Origin of the sequence: Herbidospora daliensis (assembly GCF_001570585.1) — a bacterium.
In the GTDB taxonomy this organism is placed as follows: Bacteria; Actinomycetota; Actinomycetes; order Streptosporangiales; family Streptosporangiaceae; genus Herbidospora; species Herbidospora daliensis.
In genome coordinates this window covers 219,871-244,639 of sequence record NZ_BBXF01000001.1, presented here as the reverse complement: position 1 = coordinate 244,639, position 24,769 = coordinate 219,871, and the positions used below count along the sequence as shown (strand labels likewise).

Annotated in this window: 15 protein-coding genes; 9 read left to right on the top strand and 6 right to left on the bottom strand. The window is 73.7% G+C overall.

What is annotated here, in order from left to right; all coding sequences use genetic code 11:
- Positions 1–35: 35 nt before the first annotated feature.
- On the top strand, positions 36–9,416 hold the full coding sequence (locus AW274_RS00775; protein ID WP_062428330.1) for a non-ribosomal peptide synthetase: 9,381 nt from the start codon (positions 36–38) through the stop codon (positions 9,414–9,416).
- A 50-nt stretch (positions 9,417–9,466) separates the two neighbouring features.
- Here the strand turns inward: AW274_RS00775 and AW274_RS00770 are convergent, their stop codons facing one another.
- Together AW274_RS00770 and AW274_RS00765 are read right to left on the bottom strand one after the other, a co-directional pair.
- The gene (locus tag AW274_RS00770) at positions 9,467–9,940 is read right to left on the bottom strand and encodes a hypothetical protein (RefSeq protein WP_157519693.1); all 474 of its coding nucleotides are present in this window, start codon (positions 9,938–9,940) and stop codon (positions 9,467–9,469) included.
- A 77-nt stretch (positions 9,941–10,017) separates the two neighbouring features.
- Positions 10,018–11,511 (bottom strand): tryptophan 7-halogenase, encoded by a 1,494-nt coding sequence (locus AW274_RS00765; RefSeq protein WP_062428326.1) that lies wholly within the window; start codon positions 11,509–11,511, stop codon positions 10,018–10,020.
- 100 nt (positions 11,512–11,611) lie between these two features.
- Here AW274_RS00765 and AW274_RS00760 point away from each other — a divergent pair, with 100 nt between their 5' ends.
- Positions 11,612–12,934, top strand: a complete 1,323-nt coding sequence (locus AW274_RS00760; protein WP_232319922.1) for a cation:proton antiporter — start codon at positions 11,612–11,614, stop codon at positions 12,932–12,934.
- Here AW274_RS00760 and AW274_RS00755 read toward each other — a convergent pair.
- Both AW274_RS00755 and AW274_RS00750 read right to left on the bottom strand, forming a co-directional pair.
- Positions 12,931–13,866 carry a TauD/TfdA family dioxygenase gene (locus tag AW274_RS00755; protein ID WP_062428322.1) on the bottom strand — a complete coding sequence of 312 codons (936 nt, stop codon included), beginning with the start codon at positions 13,864–13,866 and terminating at the stop codon, positions 12,931–12,933. The two genes, AW274_RS00760 and AW274_RS00755, sit on opposite strands and share 4 nt — an antisense overlap.
- 81 nt (positions 13,867–13,947) lie before the next feature.
- The gene (locus AW274_RS00750) at positions 13,948–14,160 is read right to left on the bottom strand and encodes an MbtH family protein (RefSeq protein WP_030455519.1); all 213 of its coding nucleotides are present in this window, start codon (positions 14,158–14,160) and stop codon (positions 13,948–13,950) included.
- A gap of 201 nt (positions 14,161–14,361) precedes the next feature.
- Here AW274_RS00750 and AW274_RS00745 point away from each other — a divergent pair, with 201 nt between their 5' ends.
- The 5 genes from AW274_RS00745 (at position 14,362) to AW274_RS00725 (ending at position 19,951) form a co-directional block, all read left to right on the top strand.
- Positions 14,362–15,954 carry an MBL fold metallo-hydrolase gene (locus tag AW274_RS00745; RefSeq protein ID WP_062430059.1) on the top strand — a complete coding sequence of 531 codons (1,593 nt, stop codon included), beginning with the start codon at positions 14,362–14,364 and terminating at the stop codon, positions 15,952–15,954.
- 6 nt (positions 15,955–15,960) lie between these two features.
- Complete coding sequence (locus AW274_RS00740; protein ID WP_062428320.1) at positions 15,961–16,761, top strand: alpha/beta fold hydrolase; 801 nt, start codon at positions 15,961–15,963, stop codon at positions 16,759–16,761.
- 159 nt (positions 16,762–16,920) lie between these two features.
- Complete coding sequence (locus AW274_RS00735) at positions 16,921–18,063, top strand: peptidoglycan-binding protein (RefSeq protein WP_198168962.1); 1,143 nt, start codon at positions 16,921–16,923, stop codon at positions 18,061–18,063.
- Positions 18,060–18,761 (top strand): ABC transporter ATP-binding protein, encoded by a 702-nt coding sequence (locus AW274_RS00730; protein ID WP_062428315.1) that lies wholly within the window; start codon positions 18,060–18,062, stop codon positions 18,759–18,761. Before AW274_RS00735 ends, AW274_RS00730 begins: the two co-directional genes overlap by 4 nt.
- On the top strand, positions 18,758–19,951 hold the full coding sequence (locus AW274_RS00725) for an ABC transporter permease (RefSeq protein WP_062428314.1): 1,194 nt from the start codon (positions 18,758–18,760) through the stop codon (positions 19,949–19,951). Before AW274_RS00730 ends, AW274_RS00725 begins: the two co-directional genes overlap by 4 nt.
- Here the strand turns inward: AW274_RS00725 and AW274_RS00720 are convergent.
- Positions 19,948–20,766, bottom strand: coding sequence for a sulfotransferase domain-containing protein (locus AW274_RS00720; RefSeq protein ID WP_062428313.1), 819 nt, complete (start codon positions 20,764–20,766; stop codon positions 19,948–19,950). The two genes, AW274_RS00725 and AW274_RS00720, sit on opposite strands and share 4 nt — an antisense overlap.
- Positions 20,763–21,557, bottom strand: a complete 795-nt coding sequence (locus tag AW274_RS00715) for a sulfotransferase domain-containing protein (protein WP_062428312.1) — start codon at positions 21,555–21,557, stop codon at positions 20,763–20,765. The genes AW274_RS00720 and AW274_RS00715 overlap by 4 nt, the downstream gene beginning before the upstream one ends.
- 100 nt (positions 21,558–21,657) lie before the next feature.
- Between AW274_RS00715 and AW274_RS00710 the strand changes: the two genes are divergently transcribed.
- A complete protein-coding gene (locus AW274_RS00710) occupies positions 21,658–22,371 on the top strand; it encodes an ABC transporter ATP-binding protein (protein ID WP_198168961.1) in 714 nt (237 codons plus the stop codon).
- A complete protein-coding gene (locus AW274_RS00705; RefSeq protein WP_062428310.1) occupies positions 22,356–24,653 on the top strand; it encodes an ABC transporter permease in 2,298 nt (765 codons plus the stop codon). The genes AW274_RS00710 and AW274_RS00705 overlap by 16 nt, the downstream gene beginning before the upstream one ends.
- The last annotated feature ends 116 nt before the right edge of the window (positions 24,654–24,769 follow it).

Genomic DNA, 24,769 nt, shown 5'->3' with positions numbered 1-24,769 from the left:
ATTTTCGCTCGGCCGGCGCAGAGAGCTGAGGGCCGATGACCGCCGAGCCGCAGGAATTGACGTCCGCCCAATTAGGTCTCTGGTACGCCCAGGAGGTCGCGGGGGACGCGGGACTTTACAATGTCGGCGAATATCTGGAGTTCGCCGGCCTGGACGCCGGGCTGCTGGCGGCCGCGCTGCGCCACGTCATGGACCGCACCGACGCCTACCGGCTCCGGTTCGACGTGGCCGACGGGATACCCCGCCAGCGGGTCGACCCCGCGGCCGGAATCCCGGTCCACGTCGCCGACCTGTCGGGGGAGCCCGACCCGTTCGCGGCGGCGGCGGCGTGGATGCGGGCCGACCTCGAGCGCCCCGTCGACCTGGCGGACGGCCCCCTGTACGGCTGCGCCGTGTTCGACCTCGGCGACGGCCGGGTGATCTGGCACCACCGGCCGCATCACCTCATCCTCGACGGCCATGGGGTCGCCGCCGTGGTCGGGCGGGTCGCCGAGACGTACACCGCGCTGCTGGCCGGCGCGGAGCCGCCCGACTTCCCCACCCTGCCCGCGGCGGCGCTGGCCGCCGCCGACCGGGCCTACCGCGACTCGCCCGAGCAGGCGCTCGACCGGCGGTTCTGGCTCGACGTCCTGGCCGGGGCCGAGGAGCGGCCCGCCGACGACCGGCCGCATCCCGGCACCCGCCTGCGCGCCACGACCGACCTCGACTCCGAAAGGGCCGGGCGGCTCAGGGACGCGGCCCGGCGGCTGAGGACCAGCCTCGCCGGGCTGGTCATGGCCGCCGCCGCCCTCTACCACCATCGGGACACCGGCGCCCGCGACGTCGTGCTCGGGCTGCCCGTGCTCGGCCGGGCCGGGCGGGAGGAGCGGCTGGTCCCGGGGGTCACCACGAACGTGATGCCGCTCCGGCTGGCCCTCGCACCGGGCCTGACGGTGGCCGAACTCGTGCAGCGGACCGGAGAGGCGATCAAGGCCGGGGTGCGGCACCAGCGCTACCGCCACGAGGACCTGGCCAGGGACCTCGGCCACGCCGCGCTGTTCGACCTGAACGTCAACATGCTCGGCTACGACTACCCGGCCTTCGGCCCGAGCGTGCCGAGGGTCCGCAACCACACCATCGGCCCGGTCAGGAACCAGCAGATCAACGTGTACGACCGCGGTCCCGGCGCCGGTCTGGAGATCAGCGCCGACCTCAACGACCGCCGCTTCGGGCCCGGCACGCCCGACCGCGTCCTCGACCGGTTCGTGCGGGTGCTGACCTGGTTGTGCGCCGCGGCGCCGGAGGAGCGGATCGGCCGCGTCCGCCTCCACGGGGGAGCGGTCGCCCTGGAGGAGGCCCGCCCGGTGCCGGGGGCGACGGCGCCGGAGCTGTTCCACGCCCAGGTCGACCGCGCCCCGGACGCCCCCGCGGTCGTCTCCGACGCGGGCACGCTCTCCTACGCCGACCTCGACGCCCGCGCCAACCGGCTCGCCCACCACCTGTCGGCCTCCGGAGTGCGCCGGGAGTCGGTCGTGGCGGTCGTCATGAACCGGGGCGCCGACCTGGTCACCTCGCTGCTCGCGGTGGTGAAGGCGGGGGCGGCGTACCTGCCGATCGATCCCCGGCAGCCGCTGGAGCGCACCGCGCGCATGCTCGCCGACAGCGGCGCGGTCGTGCTGCTGACCGAGTCGGCCGTCCTCGACGACCTGCCGGTACGCGGCGTGCTCCCGATCGCCCTCGACGACCCGGCCACGGCGGCGGCCATCGCGGCCCGCCCGGCGGACCGGCCGGACGTCACGGCCGAGCTGACCGGCCTGGCGTACGTGATCTTCACCTCCGGCTCGACCGGCCGTCCCAAGGGCGTGGCGCTGTCGCACACCGGGGTCGCCGGGCTGGTCGCCACCCAGGCCGCCCGGCTCGGCGCCGGCCCCGGAGCGCGGGTGCTCCAGTTCGCCTCGATCGGCTTCGACGCGGCGACCTGGGAGACGCTGATGGCGCTCTGCACCGGCGCGGCGCTCGTGGTGGCCCCCGCCGACGAACTGCTGCCCGGACGCGGCCTCGAAGAGGTCCTCGACCGCCACGCCGTCACCCACGCGACGCTGCCCCCGGCCGTGCTGGCCGCGCTCGACCCCGGCGACCTGCCCGGCGTGCGCACGCTGGTGTCGGCCGGGGAGGCGCTCACCCCCGACCTGCTGTCGCGGTGGGCGCCCGGCCGGGAACTCGTCAACGCGTACGGCCCGACCGAGACGACCGTCTGCGCCACCATGTCGGCGCCGCTGGCCGCGGGCGGCGTGCCCCGCATCGGCACCCCCGTCGCCGGTTCGCGCCTCCGCGTCCTGGACGACTTCCTCGAACCGGTCGCGGCCGGGGTGACCGGCGAACTCTACGTGGCCGGGACCAGCCTGGCCCGCGGCTACCTGGCGGCCCCCGGGCCGACCGCCGAACGGTTCGTCGCCGCGCCCGGCGGCGAGCGCATGTACCGGACCGGCGACCTGGTCAGGTGGACCCCGGAGACGGGTCTGGTCTTCGCGGGCCGGGCCGACGACCAGCTGAAGATCCGCGGCCTGCGGATCGAACCGGGGGAGATCGAGGCGGCGCTGACCGCCCACCCCGGCGTCGACCAGGCCGTGGTGGTCGCCAGGGAGGCCGAGTCGGGCGACCGGCAGCTGGTCGCGTACGTGACCGGTGACGACCCCGGCGACCCGAGGGCGTTCGTGGCCGAGCGGCTGCCCGCGCACATGGTGCCCGCGGTGGTGGTCGTGCTGCCCGAGTTCCCGCTGACCCGCAGCGGCAAGGTCGACCGGGCCGCGCTGCCGGCGCCGGTGCGCGGCGCCGGGCCGGGGCGGGCGGCGACCCTGGAGGAGGAGCTGCTCTGCGGCGTCTTCGCCGAGGTGCTCGGCGTCGAACCGGTCGGTCCCGACGACGGCTTCTTCGAGCTCGGCGGCCACTCGCTGCTGGCCACCCGGGTCATCTCGCGGGTCCGCGCCGCGTTCGGGGTCCACCTGGAGATCCGCGACCTGTTCGCCGCCCCCACCCCGGCCGGGCTCGCCGCCCGGCTGGGCGCGTCCGCCGCGCCCGCCCGGCCGCCGCTCGCCGTCCGCGAGCGCCCCGAACGGCTGCCGCTGTCCTTCTCGCAGCGGCGGCTCTGGTTCCTGGAACGGCTGGAGGGGCGCGGGACGACGTACAACGCGCCGATCGTGCTCCGCCTGACCGGCGAGCTCGACCGCGACGCCCTCCGCCTGGCCTTCCGCGACGTGGTCGACCGGCACGAGAGCCTGCGGACCGTCTTCCCCGTCGAGGACGGCCACCCGTGGCAGCGGGTGCTCGACGTGGCCGACGCCCGCTGGGAACCGCTCTTCGAGCGCGTCGAGGCCGACGGGGTCGCCGAGGCCGTCGCCCGGGCCGCCTCCTACGCCTTCGACCTGTCGGCCGAGCCCGCGATGCGGACGTGGTTGTTCGGCGTCGGCTCCCAGGAGCACGTGCTGGTCGTGCTGGTGCACCACATCACCGGCGACGGCTGGTCCATGGGCCCGCTCGCCCGGGACCTCTCGGAGGCCTACGCCGCCAGGGCCCTCGGACGGGCGCCGCGCTGGCGCCCGCTCAAGGTCCAGTACGCCGACTACACCCTGTGGCAGCACGACCTGCTCGGCGAACGGCTGCTGGCCGAGCAGGTCGCCCACTGGCGCGACGCGCTGGCGGGCGCGCCCGAGGAGCTGCCGCTGCCCGTCGACCGCCCGCGCGGCGAGGTGGCCGGGCACCGCGGCCACGACGTGCCGCTCGACGTGCCCGCCGAGGTGCACGCGCGGATCGCCCGGCTGGCCCGCGCCGAGGGCGTGACCACGTTCATGGTCCTGCACGCCGCTCTGGCCGTGGCGCTGTCGCGATCGGGGGCCGGGGAGGACGTCCCGATCGGGTCGGCCGTGGCGGGCCGCGCCGACGACGCGCTCGACGACCTCGTCGGGTGCTTCGTGAACACGCTGGTGATCCGGACCGACCTGAGCGGCGACCCGGCGTTCACCGACGTGCTGGCCCGCGTGCGCGAGGTGACGCTGGGCGCCTTCGCCCACCAGGACGTGCCGTTCGAGCGGCTCGTCGAGGAGCTCGCCCCGGTCCGGTCGGCCGCCCGCAACCCGCTCTTCCAGGTCGTCCTCACCATGCAGGACGCCGGTGACGTGCGGCTCGACCTGCCCGGGATCGCCGTGGAGACGGTGCCGGGAGCACGACCGGGGGTGAAGTTCGACCTCGACGTCATGGTGGCGGAGACCTTCGACGAGCGGTCGCGCCCGGCTGGGCTGACCGGCGCGGTGACCGCGTCGGCCGACCTGTTCGACCCCGCCACGGCGCGGTCGCTGACCGAGCGGTTCCTCCGGGTGCTCGACACGGTGACCGCCACGCCGGGCGTCCGGCTGAGCGAGGTCGATCCGCTCGACGCCGCCGAGCGCGAGCGCACCCTCGTCACCTGGAACGACACCCCGTTGCCCGCCGGCCCGGCGAGCGTGCCCGAGCGGTTCTGGGACCGGGCCGCGCGGACCCCGGAGGCCGTCGCGGTCGTCTCCGGCGCCGAGCGCGTCTCGTACGCCGCCCTGGCCGCCCGAGCCGAGGGCATGGCCCGCCGTCTGACCGAGTGGGGGATCGGGGCCGAGTCGGTGGTCGCGCTCGGCCTGCCGCCCGGACCCGGCATGATCGCGGCCATCCTGGGCGTGTGGCGGGCCGGGGCGGCCTACCTGCCCCTCGACGTGCGGCAGCCGGTCGACCGGGTCGCCTTCCAGCTCCGCGACAGCCGCGCCGTGCTGCTCGTCGCGCCGCGCAAGGACATCAGCGACCTCCCGGCGGGGCGCACGCGGATCGTCGCGGCGGAGGACCTGCTCGTGCCGGAACCGGACACGGCGCCCTTCCCCGGGGTGGAGCCGCGCGGGCTGGCGTACGTCATCTACACCTCGGGCTCGACCGGCAGGCCCAAGGGCGTGGCCGTCACCCACGGCGCGCTCGCGGCCTACTTCGCGACCGTCCCCGACCGGCTCGGCTGGTCCGCCCCCGGCGACCGCTACGCCCTCCTCCAGCCGCAGGTCACCGACCTGGGCAACACGACGCTGTTCGGCGCGCTGGTCACCGGGGGCGAGGTGCACGTGCTCGACCCCGACAGCGTGCTCGACCCGGCCGAGGTCCGCCGCTACCTGGCCGACCACCGGATCGACCACCTCAAGGCGGTGCCGTCGCACCTGGCCGCCCTCTCGGCGATCCCGGCCCGCACGCTGGTGCTCGGCGGCGAGGCGGCCGCGCCCGGCTGGGTGGCCGGGCTGCTGGCCCAGGCGGGCGACCGCGAGGTGCACAACCACTACGGCCCGACCGAGACCACGATCGGCGTCACGACCACCCGGCTCACCTCCCACGACGTGGCGGCGGGCCGGGTCCCGATAGGTTCCCCGATCGGCGGCGCGCGCGTCTACGTCCTGGACGACCGCCTGCGCCCGGTCCCCGTCGGCGTCACCGGCGAACTGTACGTCGCGGGCGAGGGGCTGGCCCGGGGCTACGTGAACCGGCCCGGCCTGACCGCCGAACGGTTCGTCGCCTGCCCGTACGCCCCCGCCGGTCGCATGTACCGCACCGGCGACCGGGCCCGCTGGGGCGCCGACGGACGCCTGACCTTCGCGGGCCGGGCCGACGACCAGGTGAAGATCCGCGGCCACCGGGTCGAGCCCGCCGAGGTGCAGGCCGCGCTCGCCACCCACCCCGAGCTCGGCCAGGCGGCCGTCGTCGCCCGCCACGACCCGCCGGGGGAGACCCGTCTGGTCGCCTACGTCGCCCCGGGCGAACGCGGCGAGCCCGACGGCCTGGCCGACAGGGTCAGAGACCACCTGTCCGCGCGCCTGCCCGCCCACATGGTCCCGTCGGCCGTCGTCGTGCTGGACGAACTGCCGCTGACCGGCAACGGGAAGCTCGACCGCGCCGCGCTGCCCGCGCCCGGCCACGCGACCGGGCCGGGCGGGGGGCGGGGCCCGGCGACCGTGCAGGAGGAGATCCTCTGCGCCGCCTTCGCCCGGGTGCTCCGCCTCGACGCCGTCGGGCCCGACGACGACTTCTTCACCCTGGGCGGCAACTCCCTGACGGCCGTCACCCTGGTCGAGGACCTGCGGGTGCGCGGTGTCTCGGTGTCCGTACGCGCCCTGTTCCTGACCCCGACCCCGGCCGAGCTCGCCGCGGTCGCCGGGCCGGAACCGGTCGAGGTGCCGCCCAACCGCATCCCCGAGGGCGCTCGCGAGATCACCCCCGGCATGCTCACCCTCGTCGACCTCGACCCGGATGAGATCGCCCGGGTCGTCGCCACCGTGGACGGCGGCGCGGCCAACGTCCAGGACGTCTACCCGCTCGTCCCGCTCCAGGAGGGCATGCTCTTCCATCACCTCACCGACGACGCCGACGTCTACCTCCGTTCGGTGGTGCTGGAGTTCGACACCCGGGACCGGCTCGACGCCTTCTTCGGCGCGCTGCAACGTGTGGTCGACCGCCACGACGTCTACCGGACCGCCGTGGTCTCCGAAGGGCTGCGCGAGCCGGTCCAGGTGGTCTGGCGGCGGGCGGTCATCCCGATCGAGGAGGTCGCCGGCGAACTCGGCCGGGCCGAGCGGCTGCCGCTCGACCGGGCCCCGCTCATGCACGTGCGCGTGCGGGCCGGCGGGGAGGGGCCGGTGCGGGCCCTGCTGCGCATCCATCACATGGTGGGCGACCACACCACCGTCGGCCTGCTGCTCGACGAGGTGCGCGCCTTCCTCGCAGGGCGGGGCGACGCGCTGCCCGAGCCGCTGCCGTTCCGCAACCTGGTCGCCCAGGCCCGGCTCGGGACGCCCGCCGCCGAGCACGAGCGCCACTTCGCCGCCCTTCTCGGCGACGTCACCGAGACCACCGCCCCCTACGGGCTGGTCGACGTGCGCGGCGACGGCGGCGGCCTGTCGCGGGCGGGCGGCCCGGTCGACGGCGCCCTGGCCGACCGGGTGCGGGCCGCCGCCAGAAGTCTCGGCACGAGCCCGGCGACCGTCTTCCACCTGGCGTGGGCGCGCGTGCTGGCGACCCTCGCGGGACGCGACGACGTCGTGTTCGGCACCGTGCTCACCGGCCGTCTCAACGGCGGCGCGGGCGCCGACCGGGTGCCCGGCCTGTTCCTCAACACGCTGCCGCTGCGGGTCAGGGCCGGCGGCCGGACCGTGGCCGAGGCGCTGGCGGAGGTCCGGAGCGGCCTGGCCGACCTGCTCGACCACGAGCACGCGCCGCTCGCGCTGGCCCAGAAGGCGGCCGGGATCGCCTCGGGCGGCCCGCTGTTCACCTCGATCCTCAACTACCAGCACGAACAGCTCATCAAGGAGTCGGTCCCCGTCCTCGACGGCGTCACCGTCCGCGCCACCACCGAGCGCACCAACTATCCGGTGACGCTGATCGTGCGCGACACCGGCGCCGACTTCGTGGTGACCGTCGACGCACGCGCCCCGGCCGATCCGGCCCGCGTCCACGCCCTGCTGCGCACCTGCCTCCAGAACCTGACCGGCGCGCTGGCCGCCGACCCCGCCACGCCGTTCCTCTCCGTGGACGTGCTCGACCCCGAGGAGCGGCGAAGGGTGGTCGGCGACTGGAACCAGACCGCCGCGGCCGGGCCCGTGCCGACCGTGCCGGAGGCGTTCGCGGCGCAGGCGGCCCGCACCCCCGGCGCCGTCGCCGTCGTCTGCGGTCCCGACCAGGTGAGCTACGGCGACCTGGACGAGCGCGCCAACCGGTTGGCCCGCCACCTGCGCTCCCTCGGGGTCGGCCCCGAGTCGGTGGTGGGCCTGTGCCTGCCGCGCGGCCTCGACATGATCGCCGCGATGCTGGCCGTGTGGAAGGCGGGCGGCGCCTACGTGCCGCTCGACCCGGCCCACCCGGTGTCCCGGACCGCCGCCGTGCTCGCCGACAGCCGGGCCGTGGTGCTCGTGGGGTCGGCCGACGTCCTCGACGAGATGCCGGTCACCCGCCGGGTCCGCCTGGTCGCGGTCGACGACCCCGCCGTGGCCGCCCAGCCCGCCACCCCGCTGGGCCTGGCCCCGGACCTCGGAGGGCTGGCCTACGTGATCTACACCTCCGGCTCGACCGGCCGCCCGAAGGGTGTCGCCGTCACCCACGGCAACCTGGCGAACTACGCCGCCCACGTGCCGCCCCGGCTGGGCCTGGGCGCCGAGGGCGCCCGCTACGCGCTGCTCCAGCCGCTCGTCACCGACCTGGGCAACACGCTGGTCCTCGCGGCGCTGACCACGGGCGGGGTGCTGCACGTCGTGGACCCCGGCACCGTCACCGACCCCGTGGCGGTCGCGGGCTACCTGGCCCGCCACCGGGTCGACCACGTGAAGATGGTGCCCTCCCACCTGGCCGCACTCGGCGCGGCGGGCGACCTGACGTGGCTGCTGCCGCAGAGCTCGCTCGTCCTGGGCGGCGAGGCGGCCGAGCCCGGCTGGGCCCGGCGCCTGGTGGAGGCGGCCGGGGACCTGCCGGTCCACAACCACTACGGCCCGACCGAGACCACGATCGGAGTCGTCACCGGCCGCCTCGCCGCCGACGGCGCCGTCCCGATCGGCACCCCCGTGCCCAACACGACCGCCTACGTCCTCGACGACGCGCTGCGTCCCGTCCCGGCCGGCGTCGAGGGCGAACTCTACGTCGCCGGCGCGCAGCTCGCCCGCGGCTATGCCGGACGGCCGGGCCTGACCGCCGAACGCTTCGTGGCCAGCCCGTTCGGGTCGGGCGGCCGCGTCTACCGCACCGGCGACCGCGCCCGCTGGACCACCGGGGGAGTGCTGGAGCACCGGGGCCGGGCCGACGACCAGGTCAAGATCCGCGGCCACCGGGTCGAGCCCGGCGAGGTGCGGGCCGTGCTCGCCGCCCACCCCGCCGTGGCGCAGGCGGCCGTCGTCGCCCGCCCCGACCCGGCCGGGGACCTGTCCCTGGTCGCGTACGTGGTGCCCGCCGGCGCCGACCCCGGGCTCGTGCGCGGCCTGCGGGACTTCACCGCCGAGAACCTGCCCCGGCACATGGTGCCCGCCGCCGTCGTCCTGGTGGACCACCTCCCCCTCACCGGCAACGGCAAGCTCGACCGGGCCGCCCTGCCGGAGCCCGAACGGGTCACGGCCGACACCGGCCCCCGCCCGTCGGGCGCCCGCGAGGAGGCGCTGTGTGCCGCGTTCGCGGAGATCCTGGGCCTGCCGTCGGTCGGCGTCGACGACGACTTCTTCGTCCTCGGCGGCCACTCGCTGCTGGCCACTCGCCTGGTCAGCCGGGTCAGGGTGACGCTCGGCGAGGAGATCCCGATCCAGGAGCTGTTCGACCGGCCGACCCCCGCCGCCCTCGCGGCGTGGCTGGCGACCGGCGACCGGGCCGACGAACGGCCCCGGCTGCGGCCGATGCGCCAGCCCGCCCGCTGACGCGCGAAAGCCCGTCCCCCACGATCGGGGGACGGGCTTCCGTCTGCTGGTCAGGCCTCGGGGGCGGGATACTTCTGGGTGCAGGCGGCGTAGGCGGCCCGCAGCTTGTCGGGCGACTCCGCGGCACCCTCCTCAAGGGTGAGGTTGTTCTCGCCCGGCTTGGGATCCTTCGCGGCAATACCCTGCTCGCGCAGGCACGCCGCCATCTTCAGCGCGTGTTCCACCACCCCGGCGGGCGGCGCCTGGTCGGCGACGAGGGGCGGGGCGAACCGCTCACACGCCGCGCGGGCCGCGAGTTCCTTCGGGTCGTTCGGGTCGGCGGTCTGGCCGCCGCCGATCGCCGGTCCGCCGTTGGGGTCGGGCACGGGCACCTGGACGCCGTACTCCTTCATGCACTCGGCGTACTTCACCATCTTGTCGCGGTCGGCCTGGGACATCGACCGTCCGGTGAGCTCGTCTCCGCAGCCGGCGAGCCCGATCGTGGAAACGGCCAGGACCGCCGCCGCGAGCATCAGTCTCCTCATGCCTAGAGGATCGCGAACGGGGGGTTTCGGCACGGTGACCGCCAACGTTAACCCTCTCCTTATCCGGCCGGGCCGGGTCAGTCGGTGTCGGGGACGGCCCAGCGCAGGCCGTCGTCCGAGGGCACCAGCCCTCCGGGGAACATCGGCGCGTCGGCGCCCACGCCGAGCATGGCCCGGGTCTGCTCCTGCGTGCCCTGCTCCATCGCCTGGCGCACGACCGACGACTTGAACAGCGGCTTCATGTCGGCGCCCTCCTCGCGGCCGGACAACTCGCCGACCGCCTCGGCGAACTCGGCCGACCCCTTCTTGAACCGCAGCGCCACCGACTCGGCGTCGCTCAGGTCGAACTCCTCGGCCGTGATCCCGGCGACCAGCTCGACGAACGACTCCAGCTCGCCGCGCGTGCTGGAGGTGACCTTCTTCGCCTGCCAGAAGTAGGAGTCCTCGTCGACGTGCATGTCGTAGAACGACATCAGGAACTCGTAGAAGACGCTGTACTCGCGGCGGTAGCGGTTCTCGAACTCGGTGAAGGCCGGCGCCTCGCCGACCTCGCCCGCCAGCACGCTGTTGATCGAGCGGGCCGCCAGCAGGGCGCTGTAGGTGGCCAGGTGGACGCCCGAGGAGAAGACCGGGTCGACGAAGCAGGCCGCGTCGCCGATGAGCACCATGCCCGGCTTCCAGAACTTGGTGTTCGAGTAGGAGTAGTCCTTACGGACCCGCAGCTTGCCGTACTCGCCGGTGGTGACCCGGGTGGCGTCCTTCAGGTACTCGCTGATCAGCGGCGACTCGGCGACGAGCTTCATCAGCGCGGTCTCGGGGTCGCCCTGGATCTTGTCGGCGTCCTCGCGGCGCACGACCGCGCCCACGCTGGTCAGCGTGTCGCTCAGCGGGATGTACCAGAACCAGCCGCTGCCGAACGCCACCGACAGGATGTTGCCCGACCGCGGGGCGGGCAGGCGCTTGCCGTTCTCGAAGTAGCCGAACAGCGCCAGGCTGCGGAAGAAGTCGGAGTACTCGCGGGTGCCCCCGACGTGGCGGTGGAGGCGGCCGGTGTTGCCCGAGGCGTCCACGACGTAGCGGGCGCCGACCTGACGGACGGTCCCGTCGGCGTCGGTGTAGGCGACGCCGACGACCTTCCCGTCGTCCTCGGTCACGTCGGTCACCGCGCAGCGCTCCCGGACTTCGACGCCCTTCCTCCGCGCGTTGTCGAGCAGGATCTGGTCGAACTTCATGCGCTCGACCTGATAGGCGTAGGAGGTGCTGCCCGCGGTTTTCCTGGAGACGGAGAACGAGAAAGTCCAGGGTTCGTCGCGTACGCCCCAGCGGAATGTGCCGCCGAGCTTGTGAGTGAATCCGGCCTTCGCCAGCTCGTCGGTGACGCCGATGAGACGGCAGACGCCGTGCACCGTCGACGGTAGCAGGGACTCACCGATCTGGTAACGCGGGAACGACTCCTTCTCGAGGATCAGCACCCGATGCCCGGCCATTGCCACGAGCGTGGCCAGGGTCGAACCGCCGGGGCCGCCGCCCACGACGACGACATCGAATTCCTCGTGATTTAAGCTGCTCATTCACGGCCGCCTTCCGAATTTGGGCAATCGCCGATGAAGATAATGCTCTCCACTTCCTTCGTCCGCCAAATGCGCGGCCCTTTTCCACGGAATGGTGACCATGCCGACGGCGCCGATACCGCCAATTCCCGCCCATCAGCTTCTGCTATTCCTCCTCCAGGTCGGCGGCCTCCTGCTGCTCGCGTTCGCGCTGGGCCGCCTCGCCCGGCGGGTCGGGCTGCCGCCCCTGGTCGGCGAACTGTGCGCCGGCGTGCTCGTCGGGCCCTCGGTGCTGCTGCACGTCGCCCCGGCCGTCAGCGAGTGGCTGCTGCCGCACGACCCCGGCCAGCAGTACATGCTGGACGCCGTCGGCCAGTTCGGCGTGCTGCTGCTCATCGCGCTGACCGGCGTGCACATGGACTTCGCGCTGGTGCGGCGGCGCGGCGGCGACGCGCTGCGGATCTCGGTGACCGGGATCGCGGTCCCGCTGGCGGCGGGGGTGGGGCTCGGCCTGGCGCTGCCCGGCTCGCTCGTCCCCGACACCGCGGAACGGCTCACGTTCGCGCTGTTCATGGGGGTCGCGATGGGGGTCAGCGCGATCCCGGTGATCGCCCGGACGCTGATGGACATGAAGCTGCTGCACCGCAACGTGGGCCAGCTCATCCTCTGCGCGGTCATGGTCGACGACATCGTCGGCTGGATGCTGCTGTCGGTGGTCGCGGCCCTGGCCACGACCGGCGTGGGCGCGGGCGACGTCGTGCTGCCGGCCGTCTGGCTGGTGGTGGTCCTGCTCGGCGCCGGGCTGGCCCGCCGTCCCGTCGCCGCCCTGCTGCGGGCCGCGCAGCGGTCGCCGGGGAGCGGGACGCTCGTCACCGTCGTCGTGCTGATGACGCTGCTGGCGGCCGCCGCCACCCACGCGATGGGCCTGGAGGCGGTGTTCGGCGCGTTCGTGGCCGGCATCGTGATCTCCCGGTCGGACGCGCTCGACCGGGAGCGCATCGCCCCGCTCCAGACCATGGTGGCCGCGGTGCTGGCGCCGGTCTTCTTCGCCACCGCCGGGCTGCGGATGGACCTCACCGCGCTCGCCGACCCGGTCGTGCTGCTCACCGGGCTCGGGGTGCTCGCCGTCGCCGTCGCGGGCAAGTTCGCCGGCGCCTATCTGGGCGCCCGGCTCAGCAGGCTGAGCCACTGGGAGGGGCTCGCGCTCGGCGCCGGCATGAACGCCCGCGGCGTCATCGAGGTGATCATCGCGATGGTGGGTCTGCGGCTCGGCGTGCTCGGGCCCGAGATGTACACGATCATCGTGCTGGTGGCGATCGCGACCTCGCTGATGGCCCCGCCGATCCTCCGCACGGCGATGTCCCGGATCGAGCACACCGCCGAGGAACGGCTGCGCGCCCAGGCCTTCGGCGTCGACGACGGCTCGGGCTCCCGGACCGTCTAGGCCGGGACCCCCGACATCGCCACCAGCACCCGGCGGGTGCCCTCGAACGGCCGCCGCCCGTGCGCCAGCAGCACGTTGTCGATGAGCAGCACGTCGCCATCACGCCAGTCGACGTCCACGGCGGCGGCCAGCCCGCGCTCCTGGATCTGCTCGACGTGGGCGTCCGGCACCGGCGTGCCGTCGGCGAAGGTCACGTACTGAGGGAACTCCTCCGGCGGGAGGATGTCGTACAGCTCCGCCGAGGTCTCGTCGCCGAGGCCGGCCGGGTGCCACTGGTCGGCCTGGTTGAACCAGACCTCGGCGCCCGTCACCGGGTGACGCGTGGTCGCCGGGCGGAGCTGCACCACCCGCAGCCCGTCGGGCCCCCACTCCCACTCGGCCCCCGACTCGCGGAGGAAGTCCTCGACCAGGCCCCGGTCGGCCGTCTCGAACGTGTCCTGCCAGCTCTTGCCGAAGCCGAACCCGTCGTGGAGGTTCTGCACGTATCGGACCCCGCCCGCGAACGCCTCCCTGACCTGCGGGTCCAGCGAGGCCAGCCACCGCTCCCCGTCGACGACCGGGGTCGCGCCGCCGCGCTCGGCCGCCTTCTCGCAGTAGAACGCCAGCCGGGTGGGCCAGCGGTGGGCGTAGCTGAGCTCGTTGTGCATGGAGATCGTGTACTGCCGCGGATACTCGGTCGAGGTGTAGACGTTCCCGCCGACGCGCGTGCGCGGGGAGTTCCCGTGCACGTACGCGAGCCGGTCGGGCACCAGCCGGTCGAACACCGCGCCGACCGAGCCGGGGGTCACGCCGAAGCCGCGGAAGACCAGGCCCCGGCGTTCGGTGAGCAGGGTGGCGAGCTTCTCGGGGCCGAGGTCGTCGAGCCACCCGACCAGATCGGGCGTGCCCGTCTCCTCGACGGTGATCTCGTGGGGGCGCCAGTCGCCGTTCATCGCGGTCGTCCCTTCGCTGCCGGGAAAAGAAGAAAAGCCGGCGGCCAGATGGCCGCCGGCCGGGAACAACGGGCTCGGTCGCTATTTCTGTTTCATCGACTCGATGAGGCTCTTCGGCCTCATGTCGGTCCACGACTTCTCGATGTATTCGAGACACTCGTCCCGCGACGCCTCCCCGAAAACGGTGGTCCAGCCGTCGGGCACGTCGATGAAAACCGGCCAGAGGGAATGCTGGTTCTCGTCGTTCACCAGGACCAGATAACTCGCGTCGGGATCTTCGAACGGATTCGGCACCGGACCGTCCTCACTTGTCGGCGAAAAAGGCGATGCGCTATTCGCGTCGCAGTGGGGCCCACCATCGCACGCGCCGCGAGGCCGTTCAAGATTTCGGCATCGGTGTTCAACCGCGGCCGTGCGACGGTTGAACACCCGGCGTTGACGCGCCGCCCGGCGCCGTGATGCGTTATCGCTTATTCCAGAATGGGAGAGGTCAGAATGCCCGACAGCAGCGAGCGTCTCTATCTCCGCTCGAACGCGATCATCGAACCGCTGGTCGACCGGTTCTACGCCTGGATGCACATCGTGGCGCCGGCCCAGGCGGCGATGAACCTGGCGAACGTGCAGGTGCCACTGCTGGAGTCCTATCTCCACTCCCCGCAGGTGCACATAGCCGCCAGCACCAACCCCGCCCTCCGGGGCGGCTACTTCGTCAACGTCGAGGAGTCGCGGGCCACCGAGATCGGCGACCTGCTCGACTCGATCAAGCGCGACCGGGCCGACATGCTCACCTTCGCCGCCGCGATCCAGGACGCCGACGAACTGCTGCGGCAGAACGCGACCGGCTTCGACCTGACCCCGCTCTACCCGAAGCTCCACCCGTCGCTCCACGGACTGGTCGAGCTCGCCTACGACACGAGCAACCAGGCCTCGCTCCACGTCATGGAGCCGCTGCTCTACCACAGCCCGGCCTTCGACCGCCGCCGCCAGTCGGTGCAGCTGTCGCTGGAGGACGGCGTCGAGCGGCCGTTCATCCTCAGCACCCCGCGCCTGCCGATGCCCGGCGTGCTGGAGCTGCCGATCGCGTTCGACCACCCGGGACTCGACGAGCTGTTCCGCGCCCGGATCGAGGGCACCACCCTGGCCCGCCTGCGCGAGCTGTTCGACCTCGACGACGCCCAGGCCGCCCTGATGCGCGGCCTGCTCGAAACCGAGCCCCGCCTGTCGCCCGATCGCCACATCGAGGGCGGCGGCCGCATCCGCTACTACGGCCACGCCTGCCTGGTGCTCCAGACGCCCGAGGCGGCCGTCGTCGCCGACCCGTTCATCAGCGCCGACAACCGCCATGGCGACCGCTACACCCTCGACGACCTGCCCGACCGCATCGACCTGGTGCTGATCACCCATGGTCACCAGGACCACATCGTCCTGGAGACGCTGCTCCAGCTACGCTCGCGCACCGGTGCGGTCGTCGTGCCGCGCTCGTCGCGGGGCAACCTGTGCGACCCCTCGATCGGCCTCTACCTGCGGTCGATGGGCTTCACCGTGATCGAGGTCGACGACTTCGACGAGATCCCGCTGCCCGGCGGGGCCAAGGTCGTCGCGACGCCGTTCCTCGGCGAACACTCCGACCTCGACATCCGAGCCAAGTCGACCTACATGGTCCAGCTCGCCGGAAAGTCGGTGTTCATCGGCGCCGACTCCTCGGGCATCGCCCCGCCGCTCTACCGGTACATCCGCTCCCACCTGGGCGAGGTCGACATCGCCTTCCTCGGCATGGAGTGCGACGGCGCCCCGCTGACCTGGCTCTACCAGGGCCTGCTGACCCGGCCGGTGACCAAGAAGATGAGCGACTCGCGCAAGCTGTCGGGCTCCAACGCCGAACAGGCCGCGGCCATCATGACCGAACTCGGCTCCCGCGAGGCCTATGTCTACGCCATGGGGGAGGAGAGCTGGCAGGGCCACGTCATGGCGACCACGTACACGCCCGACACCTACCAGATCAAGCAGATCGAGGAGTTCATGACCTGGTGCAAGGAGCACGACGTGGCCGCCGAGCACCTGCTCAACATCCGTGAGTGGACCTGGTAGGAGAGCATGCCCTTCGTCCGTGCCAACGGGATCCGGCTGTCGTTCCAGCGGTCGGGACAGGGCGACACCGTCCTGCTCGTCATGGGGTCCGGCGCGTCCAGCACCCAGTGGGACATGCACCAGACCCCCGCCCTGCGGGCGGCGGGCTACGCCACCGTCACCTTCGACAACCGCGGCATCCCGCCGTCGGACGCCCCGCCCGGCCGCTACACCCTGGCCGACATGGTTGCCGACACGCGGGGGCTGATCGAGGCGCTCGGCCTGGCGCCGTGCCGGATCGTCGGCACGTCGCTGGGCGCCATGGTGGCGCAGGAACTGGCCGCCGGGGCGCCCCATCTCGTCCACTCGGCCGTGCTCATGGCCACCCGGGCCCGGTCGGACATGCTGCGCCGGGCCCAGACGGCGGCCGAGCTGAGCCTCCGGCGCGACGGAGTGGCGCTGCCGCCGGAGTACCGGGCGCTCCACTCGGTGCTCACCATGCTCTCCCCCCGCACGCTGAACGACGACCACGCCGTGGCGTCGTGGCTGGAGGTCTTCGAGCTGAGCGGCGGCGGGCCGGGCGCCTCCGGCCAGGAGTGGATCGACACCGACCAGGACCGCCGCGCGGTGCTGGGGCGGATCACGGCGCCCTGCCGGGTCATCGCCTTCGCCGACGACGTCGTCACGCCGCCCCACTTCGGCGCCGAGGTGGCCGACCTCATCCCCGACTGCGACCTGGTCGAGATCCCCGGCGCCGGGCACCTCGGCCACCTGGAGCGGCCCGACCAGGTCAACCAGGCGATCGTGGAATTCTTCGACAAGGTCTGACGGCCCGTTCCGGCCCCCGCGCGGCACGCCCGCGCGGGGGCTTCGCGTCTCCCCGCCGCGCGCATAAGGCGGTGGTTAACGCTTGCGGTCACCGGGCGGAAACCGCCCGGAGGCCAGAGTTCGGATGGCAGGAGTTCGTCTAAACGGAGGGAGCCGATGATGCTGGATTCCGAGATCGGGGCATCGGCGGCGCGGACGGCCCCGGTGCCACCCGGGGAGGCCCCGTCGCGGAACCGCAGGGGCCGCCGGCGCGTGCTCATGGGTGGAGCCGTCGTGCTGGTGGTCGGCGCGGCCGCCGCCGTCTACGCGCTGCAGAACCGCGCCGAACCCCCGCCCGCGGTCGTCTCGACGCTGCCGACGGTCGCGGTGGAGCGCACCGACATGGTCAACGTGCGGGAGGTCGACGGCACGCTCGGCTACGCCGGGACCTACACCGTCCTGGGCGCCAAGGGCCGCATCACCTGGTTGCCCGAGGCCGGGGACGTGATCAGGCGCGGCGACCGCGTCTACGGCAAGGACGGGGTGACCGTCCCGCTGTTCTACGGCGCGACGCCGTTCTGGCGGGACCTCCAGCAGGGCCGCACCGGCCGCGACGTGCTCCAGCTGGAGCGCAACCTCGAAGCGCTCGGCTACGGGAAGTACGTCACCGTCGACCGCACCTTCACCTGGGCCACCGCCCAGGCGGTCATGGCCTGGCAGGACGACGTGAACCTGCCGGAGACCGGCGTCTTCACGCTCGACACGGCGGTGGTGCAGCCCGGCGCGATCCGGGTCACCGACGTGAAGGGCCTGCTGGGCGGCGACGCCGGCGGCACCGTCCTGACCGCGAGCGGCCTGGGCCGCACGGTCACCGTCGACCTGCCGGTCAACGACCAGGGGCTGGCCGAGAAGGGCGCCGAGGTCAGGGTCACGCTGCCCGGCGGCAAGGCCACCACGGGCCGCATCACCTCGATCGGGACCGTCGCCACCGCGGGCGCCACCAACGCCAAGTCGCAGACCGGCGAGGGCACCGAGAACGCGACGATCCCGGTGTCCGTCACGCTCGACAAGGCGAGCAGCGCCGGGCGTCTCGACAGCGCCCCCGCCACGGTCGGCTTCTCCAGCACCGTCCACGAAGACGTGCTGGTCGTGCCGGTCAACGCCCTGCTCGCCTCGGGCGAGGGCGCCTACTCGGTGAACGTCAGGGACGCCTCGGGGGCGGTCCGCTCGGTCCCGGTCGAGCTCGGCATCTTCGACGGCGACAAGGTCGAGGTCAAGGGCGACCTGGAGCCGGGGATGAACGTCGAGGTGGCCCGCACATGAGCCCGACACCGGTCATCGAGGTGGAGCGTGTCACCAAGAACTACCCCGGCGGGGTGCAGGCGGTCCGCGACGTCTCGCTCACCATCGGGCCGGGGGAGCTGGCGGCGATCGTCGGGCCGTCCGGATCGGGCAAGTCGAGCCTGCTCAACCTGATGGGCACGCTCGACCGGCCGACCACCGGCCGGGTCCTGATCCAGGGCCACGACGTCGCCACGCTCGCCGACAGGCAGCTGGCGGCCGTGCGGGCGCGCTGGATCGGGTTCGTCTTCCAGCAGTTCTTCCTCACCCCCTACCTGTCGGCCGTCGACAACGTCGCCACCGGCCTGCTCTACCACGGCGTCGCCCCGCGGCACCGCCGCGAGCGGGCCCGCGTGGCGCTGGAGCGGGTCGGCCTCGGCCACCGTCTCGACCACCGGCCCAACCAGATGTCCGGCGGCGAGAAGCAGCGGGTCGCCATCGCGCGGGCCGTGGTGAGCGACCCGCCGCTGCTGCTGGCCGACGAGCCCACGGGCAACCTCGACTCGGTCTCGGGCGCCGGGGTGCTCGAACTCCTGGCCGAGCTCAACCGCGACGGCACCGCCATCGTGGTCATCACCCACGACATGGAGGTCGCCGCCGCCCTGCCGCGGCGGCTGGAGGTGCGCGACGGCCGGATCCAGGCCGACGTGCGCGGAGTGGAGACGGGGGTCCCGGCATGATCACTCTTCCCGAGCCGGTCCGGCTGCGCGGCGGCGACCTGGTGGCGGTCGGCCTCGAAGGGCTGCGCGGCCGGATGACGCGGGCCGTGTTGTCGGCGCTGGGCATCGCCATCGGCGTCGCGTCGATGGTCGGCCTGGTCGGCATCAGCACGATCAGCATGGCCGGACTCATGGAGGAGATCCGGCAGCTCGGCACCAACATGCTGACCGTCGAGGCCGGCACCACCCTGCTCGGCGAGGAGGCCCGGCTGCCCGCCGAGGCCGAGAGCATGGTGGCCCGGATCCCCGGAGTCGAGGGCGTCACGGCGGTCGGCCTGATCGACGACGCCACCGTCCGGCGCACCGACAAGATCCCGTCGTCCAACACCAGCGGGGTGGCGGTGCAGGCCGCCCGTACCGACCTGCTGGGCGCGCTGGGCGGCACGGTGAAGTCGGGCACGTTCCTCAACGAGGCCACCGGCCGCTATCCGGCCGTCGTGCTCGGCGCCAGCGCGGCGAACTGGCTCGGCATCGGCGAGGCGGGCGGCCACGTCTACATCGCCGGGCGCTGGTTCATGGTGGTCGGCATCCTCGACGCGGTGAAGCTCGCGCCCGAGATCGACCGGTCGGCGCTGATCGGCTGGGACTACGCCCGCCAGCTCGGCTTCGACGGCTACGCCACCACCCTGTACGAACGCTCCAGCAACGAGTCCGTGCAGTACGTCCGCGACCGGCTCAGCCACACGGTCAACCCGGCGCACCCCGAAGAGGTGAAGGTCAGCCGCCCGTCCGACGCGCTGACCGCCGAGGCCGCGGCCAACAACGCCTTCAACGCCCTGTTCTTCGGCCTGGGCGCGGTGGCGCTGGTGGCGGGCGGGGTCGGCATCGCCAACATCATGGTGATCTCGGTGCTGGAGCGCCGCCAGGAGATCGGCCTGCGCCGCTCGCTGGGGGCGACCCGGGGGCAGATCCGCATGCAGTTCTTCACCGAGGCGGTCACGCTGTCGGCGCTCGGCGGTGCGGCCGGGGTCGGCATCGGCCTGGTCATCTGCTTCGGGTACGCCGCGTTCAAGGGCTGGCCGCTGGAGCTGCCGGTCCAGGCCATCGCGGGCGGCGCGCTCGCCTCGGTGGCCATCGGCGCCGTCGCCGGCCTCTACCCGGCCAGACGGGCGGCGCGCCTCACCCCCACCGAGGCGCTCGCGACCGTTTAGACCCCTTGGGGCAGGTAGCCGAACCGCTTCACCAGCGCCGCGAACGCGGCGTCGCGGGCGAGCCGCCGCCGGTAGGCCTCCTCCGCGTCGGGGCTGATCTCCGCCAGCGCCGGCGGCTCGTCCGGCGCCTTCCCCGGCCGGGGACGGGCGTCCCGGAACGCCTCGATGCCCGGGAGGGGCGAGGAGATCGGGGCCTCCCTGACGGCGTCGGGCGTCCAGGCGGCCAGGGTCCGCTCGATCCGGTCGTCGTCGACCGGCCCCATCGTGCCGAGGAAGGCGACGAGACGGCGCAGGACCGCAGCCGGGTCGTTCGTCAGGTCCTCGTAGCGGACCACGCAGATCTCGCTCAGGCCGGGGAAGTGGGCGCGGGCCCGTTCGGGCGTCGCCCACTCGGCGACGTGGTCCTCCCACGTGGCCCTCGACGGGCCGAAGCCGGGGATCGCGCCGAGGGCGCCGACCAGTTCGACGGCCGTCCTGGCCCGGTCGCCCGGCTTCACCCGCCCGCCGTGCACGATGGCCGAGATCAGCGACCGCGGGTCGCGGACCACGTAGACGACCTTGCCGGTGACCGCGCGGTAGGGCGCGATGATCTGCTCGCCGGGCAGGGCGTAGGTGCGCACCACGTGGGGGCGGCGCTCGTCGAGCGGCACCGTCCGGCCCCAGTTGCAGAGCTGGAAGAGGTCGGGGGCCGCGGCCAGCGCCGCCTCCTGGGAGACCTCGTGCGGCGGCGCGTCGAACAGGTAGCCGACGAGCAGCAGGTGGGCGGTGGCCGAGCCCGACTGGCGGCACGACGTGATCCAGGCGAGCGGGCTCATGAGGCGTATCCGTGGTCGCGGGCCAGGCCGGCGAACTCGGCGTCGCCGTCGAGCAGGCGGGCGTAGGCCTGTTCGACGCCGGAGCCGTAGCCCGCGAGGCTGCGCCTGGTCAGGCCGTCGCCGAAGAACGGCTCGGCCGGGGCGCCGCGCGTGTCGTCCTTCTTCTCGACGCCGCGCAGCACGTCGAGGCGCGAGTTGGCGACGGCCCGCTCGACCCGCCCGGGGTCGGGGTCGTCGTCGAACCCCAGGAAGACGATCATCTCGCGCAGCACCGCGACGGGGTCGCGCCTGAGGTCCTCGTAGCGGACGACGCTGATCTCGGCGCCGGGGAAGTGGCGGTGCAGCCGGTCGGGCGAGGTCCACTCCAGGACGCTGGCCGGCCAGGAGCCGTAGCCGACCTTCTCCCACGCCCGCGCGCCCCGATGGGCGACGAAGTGATGGGCGAACGCCTCGCGGTGGCCGGGGCCGACCCGCAGGAACCGTTCGGCGCTGTGCAGCACGTCGCGCGGGTCGCGAATCAGGTAGAGCACCTTGCCGACCGCGTCCCGGTAGGGCCGGTGGACGTCGGCGCCGGGCAGGAAGTGGGTCTTCACCGCCAGGGTGCCGGGCCGGTCGAGGGGGAGGGCCCGGCCGTGCTCGAAGACGTCGATCAGGTCGGTGACCGCCTCGTCGAGGACGCCCAGTTCGGCGACCTTGAAACTGACGGCCGCGTCCCTCAGGTAACTCGCCAGCAATATGCGCGTCCAGGTGTTGCCCGATCTGGGATAGGAGGCGACCCAGGCCAGCGGCATGATGAGTCCTCTTTCCACGGTGGGGGGAGCGGGCCGGATAAGGACAGGGTTAACGCGGACGGTCACTCGGATGCAACCTTCCGGCGACCATGGTGGGAGCATGAACGAAGGCGAGGGAGCGGTGATCCGGCTCGACGCGGTCCGCAAGGTCTACGGCGGCGTCGCCGCCCTCCACGACGTGACTCTGGAGATCTCCCCCGGCGAGGCGGTCGCGGTCGTTGGGCCGTCGGGCAGCGGCAAGTCGACGCTGCTCAACATGGTGGCGGGCCTCGACCGGCCCACGTCGGGCTCGGTCGTGGTCAACGGCGAGGACCTGACCGCCATGGGCGAGGCGGCGCTCGCGCGGTTCCGCCGCCGCCACATCGGGATCGTCTTCCAGTTCTTCAACCTGCTCGACGACCTGCCGGTGCTGGAGAACGTCGCGCTGGCGGCGCGGCTCGTCGGCGTGCCCGCGCGCGGCGCCCGCGCCCGGGCGCTGGAGCTGCTCGACGGGCTCGGCATCGCCGACCGGCGCGACGCCTACCCGGCGACGCTGAGCGGCGGCGAACGCCAGCGGGTCGGCGTGGCCCGCGCGCTGATGAACCGGCCCGCCCTGCTCATGGCCGACGAGCCGACCGGCGCGGTCGACAGCCGGACCGGCGAGCAGATCATGGACCTGCTGCTCGACCTCAACCGCACCGGCCAGACCCTGCTCCTGGTCACCCACGACCAGTGGCTGGTCACCCGGTGCGCGACCCGGCAGGTCGACTTCATGGACGGCCGCATCGTCGGCCAGACCCAGCTCGACAGGGGCCGGTCGTGGCACGCCCGCTGAGCGCCGTCTGGACGGTCGCGCGCGCGGGCGTGCGCCGCCGCCGCCTCCAGACGGTCAGCATCGCCCTGGTCGTCGCCCTGGCCACCACCACCCTCATCTTCGGCCTCGGCCTGGTGACCCGGGCCGGTTCCCTCTTCGACGACGCGTTCGAGCGGGCCGCGGGCGCCCACGCCACCGCGCGCTTCGACCCGGCCGAGGTGAGCGCCGGACAGCTGGCCGCGACGGCGGCCGCGCCGGGCGTCACGGCCGCGGCCGGGCCGTTCCCGGTCGCCACGTTCCCCGGGATCGGCGGGGCGGGCCGCGCCTTCAGCCTCGTCGTGGCGGGGCGGCCGGACCCCGGCGGTCCCGTCGACCGGCTGAGCGTGACCGCCGGACGCTGGGTGAGCGCGCCGGGGGAGGTCGTGCTCAGCGGCTCTCCGTCGGCCGGGCTCGGGCTCGGGGCGGTGCTGAGCTCGTCCGGGCTGCCCGAGCTGACCGTCGTCGGGTTCGCCACCTCGGCGACCGGCGGGGTCGGCGGATGGGTGACGCCCGCCCAGTTCGACGCCGTCCCCCCCGAGGCGTACCAGATGCTGTACCGGTTCCAGCGGGCCGCCGACTCACCCGAGGTGCAGCGGAGCCTGGCCCAGGCGACGGCCGGGCTGCCGATGACGGGCAACGAGTCCTACATCGCCACCCGGCAGGCGTTCCAGGAACGGTTCCAGGAGATGATCCCGTTCGTCGGGGTCTTCGGGTTGCTGGCCGTGGCCGTGTCGGTGTTCATCGTCGGCAACGTGGTCAGCGGCGCGGTGGTCGCCGGCTTCCGGCACATCGGCGTGATGAAGTCTCTCGGGTTCACCCCGGGCCAGGTCACCTCCGGCTACGTGCTGATGGTGGCCGTCCCGGCGGCGGCCGGCTGCCTGGTGGGCGTGGTCGCGGGCGGGGTCGTCGCCGCGCGGACCGCCGCCGGGCTGGCCGGGAGCTTCCAGCTTCCCTCGGCCGGGGGGATCTCCGTCCTCCTGGCCGTGGCGGCGGGGGCGGGCGTGCTCGCCCTGGTCGCGCTCGCCGCGCTGGTCCCGGCGTCGCGGGCCGGGCGGCTCCCGGCGGTGCAGGCGATCAGCGCCGGGACCGTCTCGCGGGCCGGACGGGGGCGCGGCCCCCAGCGCCGGCTGGCCCGCACCCGGTTGCCCGCGCCGGTCGCGCTCGGGCTCAGCCTGCCGTTCGCCCGGCCGGCCCGGACCGCGCTCACGCTCGCGGGGCTCTGCCTCGGGGTGACGGCGGTGACGATGGGCCTGGGCCTCCACCAGACGGTGATGAGGATCGGGCTGGCCGACACCGAGGGGCACACCTCGGTGAAGGTCGGCGTCGACCCGGGCGTGCCCGAGGAGAGCCGCCCCGGCCAGGAGGAGGTGACCGCGTTCGCGCGGTCGCTGCCCGGCACCGCCGCCGTGATGAGCCAGGGCAACCTGACCGCGACGATCCCCGGCCTGCCGTCGGAGATGACCGTCGAGGGCTATCTGGGTGACTACGGCCCGTTCCTGGGTGACAACCTCGTCCGCGGGCGGTGGTTCGCCGCTCCCGGCGAGGTGGTGCCCGCCGAGGGGTTCCTCCGGCTCCACGGGCTCGACGTCGGCGACGAGCTCGTCCTGTCGGCGGGCGGCACGGAGACGACGGTCCGGATCGTCGGTTCGTTCGCCCACCCCGACATCGACCGGCTGATGCTCGACGCCGCCACCTTCCCCCAGCCCGGCCTGCTCTCCATGTCGGCCGCGGTCTCGGTGATCGTCGACCCGAGCCTCGACCCGGCCGCCTACGTCGCGCGGGCCAACGCCGTCATGCCGCCCGGGATGCGGGCCAGGATCAGCGCCCCCGACCTGGGCAACGGCGCCGTGCTGAGCACCCTCTTCCTGGTCTTCTCCGTGGTCATCTGCGTGGCCGCCGCGATCGGGGTGGTCAACAGCGTCGTGCTCAGCACCCGGGAGCGCAGCCGGGACCTGGGCGTGCTGAAGGCGATCGGGATGGCGCCGGGCCAGGTCGTGCTGATGATGCTGGTCTCGATGGCCTCCCTCGGCCTCGCCGGGGGCGTCGTCGGCGTGCCGCTCGGCGTGCTGGCGCACCACGCGGTGGTCGGCTACACCGGCGGCCTGCTCGGCAGCGGGATGGCCCGCTCGTGGATCGACGTCTACTCCTGGCCGCTGCTGGTGCCGCTGGCGGCCTCCGGCGCACTGCTGGCCGTCGTGGGCGCGTGGCCGCCCGCCGGCCGGGCGGCGGCGATGCCGACCGCCTCGGTACTCCGCAGCGAGTGACCTCTCCGGCCTTGTTCAACTGCGGCGATGCCGTGGTTGAACAAGGTCGTCTTTCTTGTGTTCCCGCCGGTCGTGCGTTGGAATGTCGAGGTCTACCGGGGGCTGCCGAAACGTAC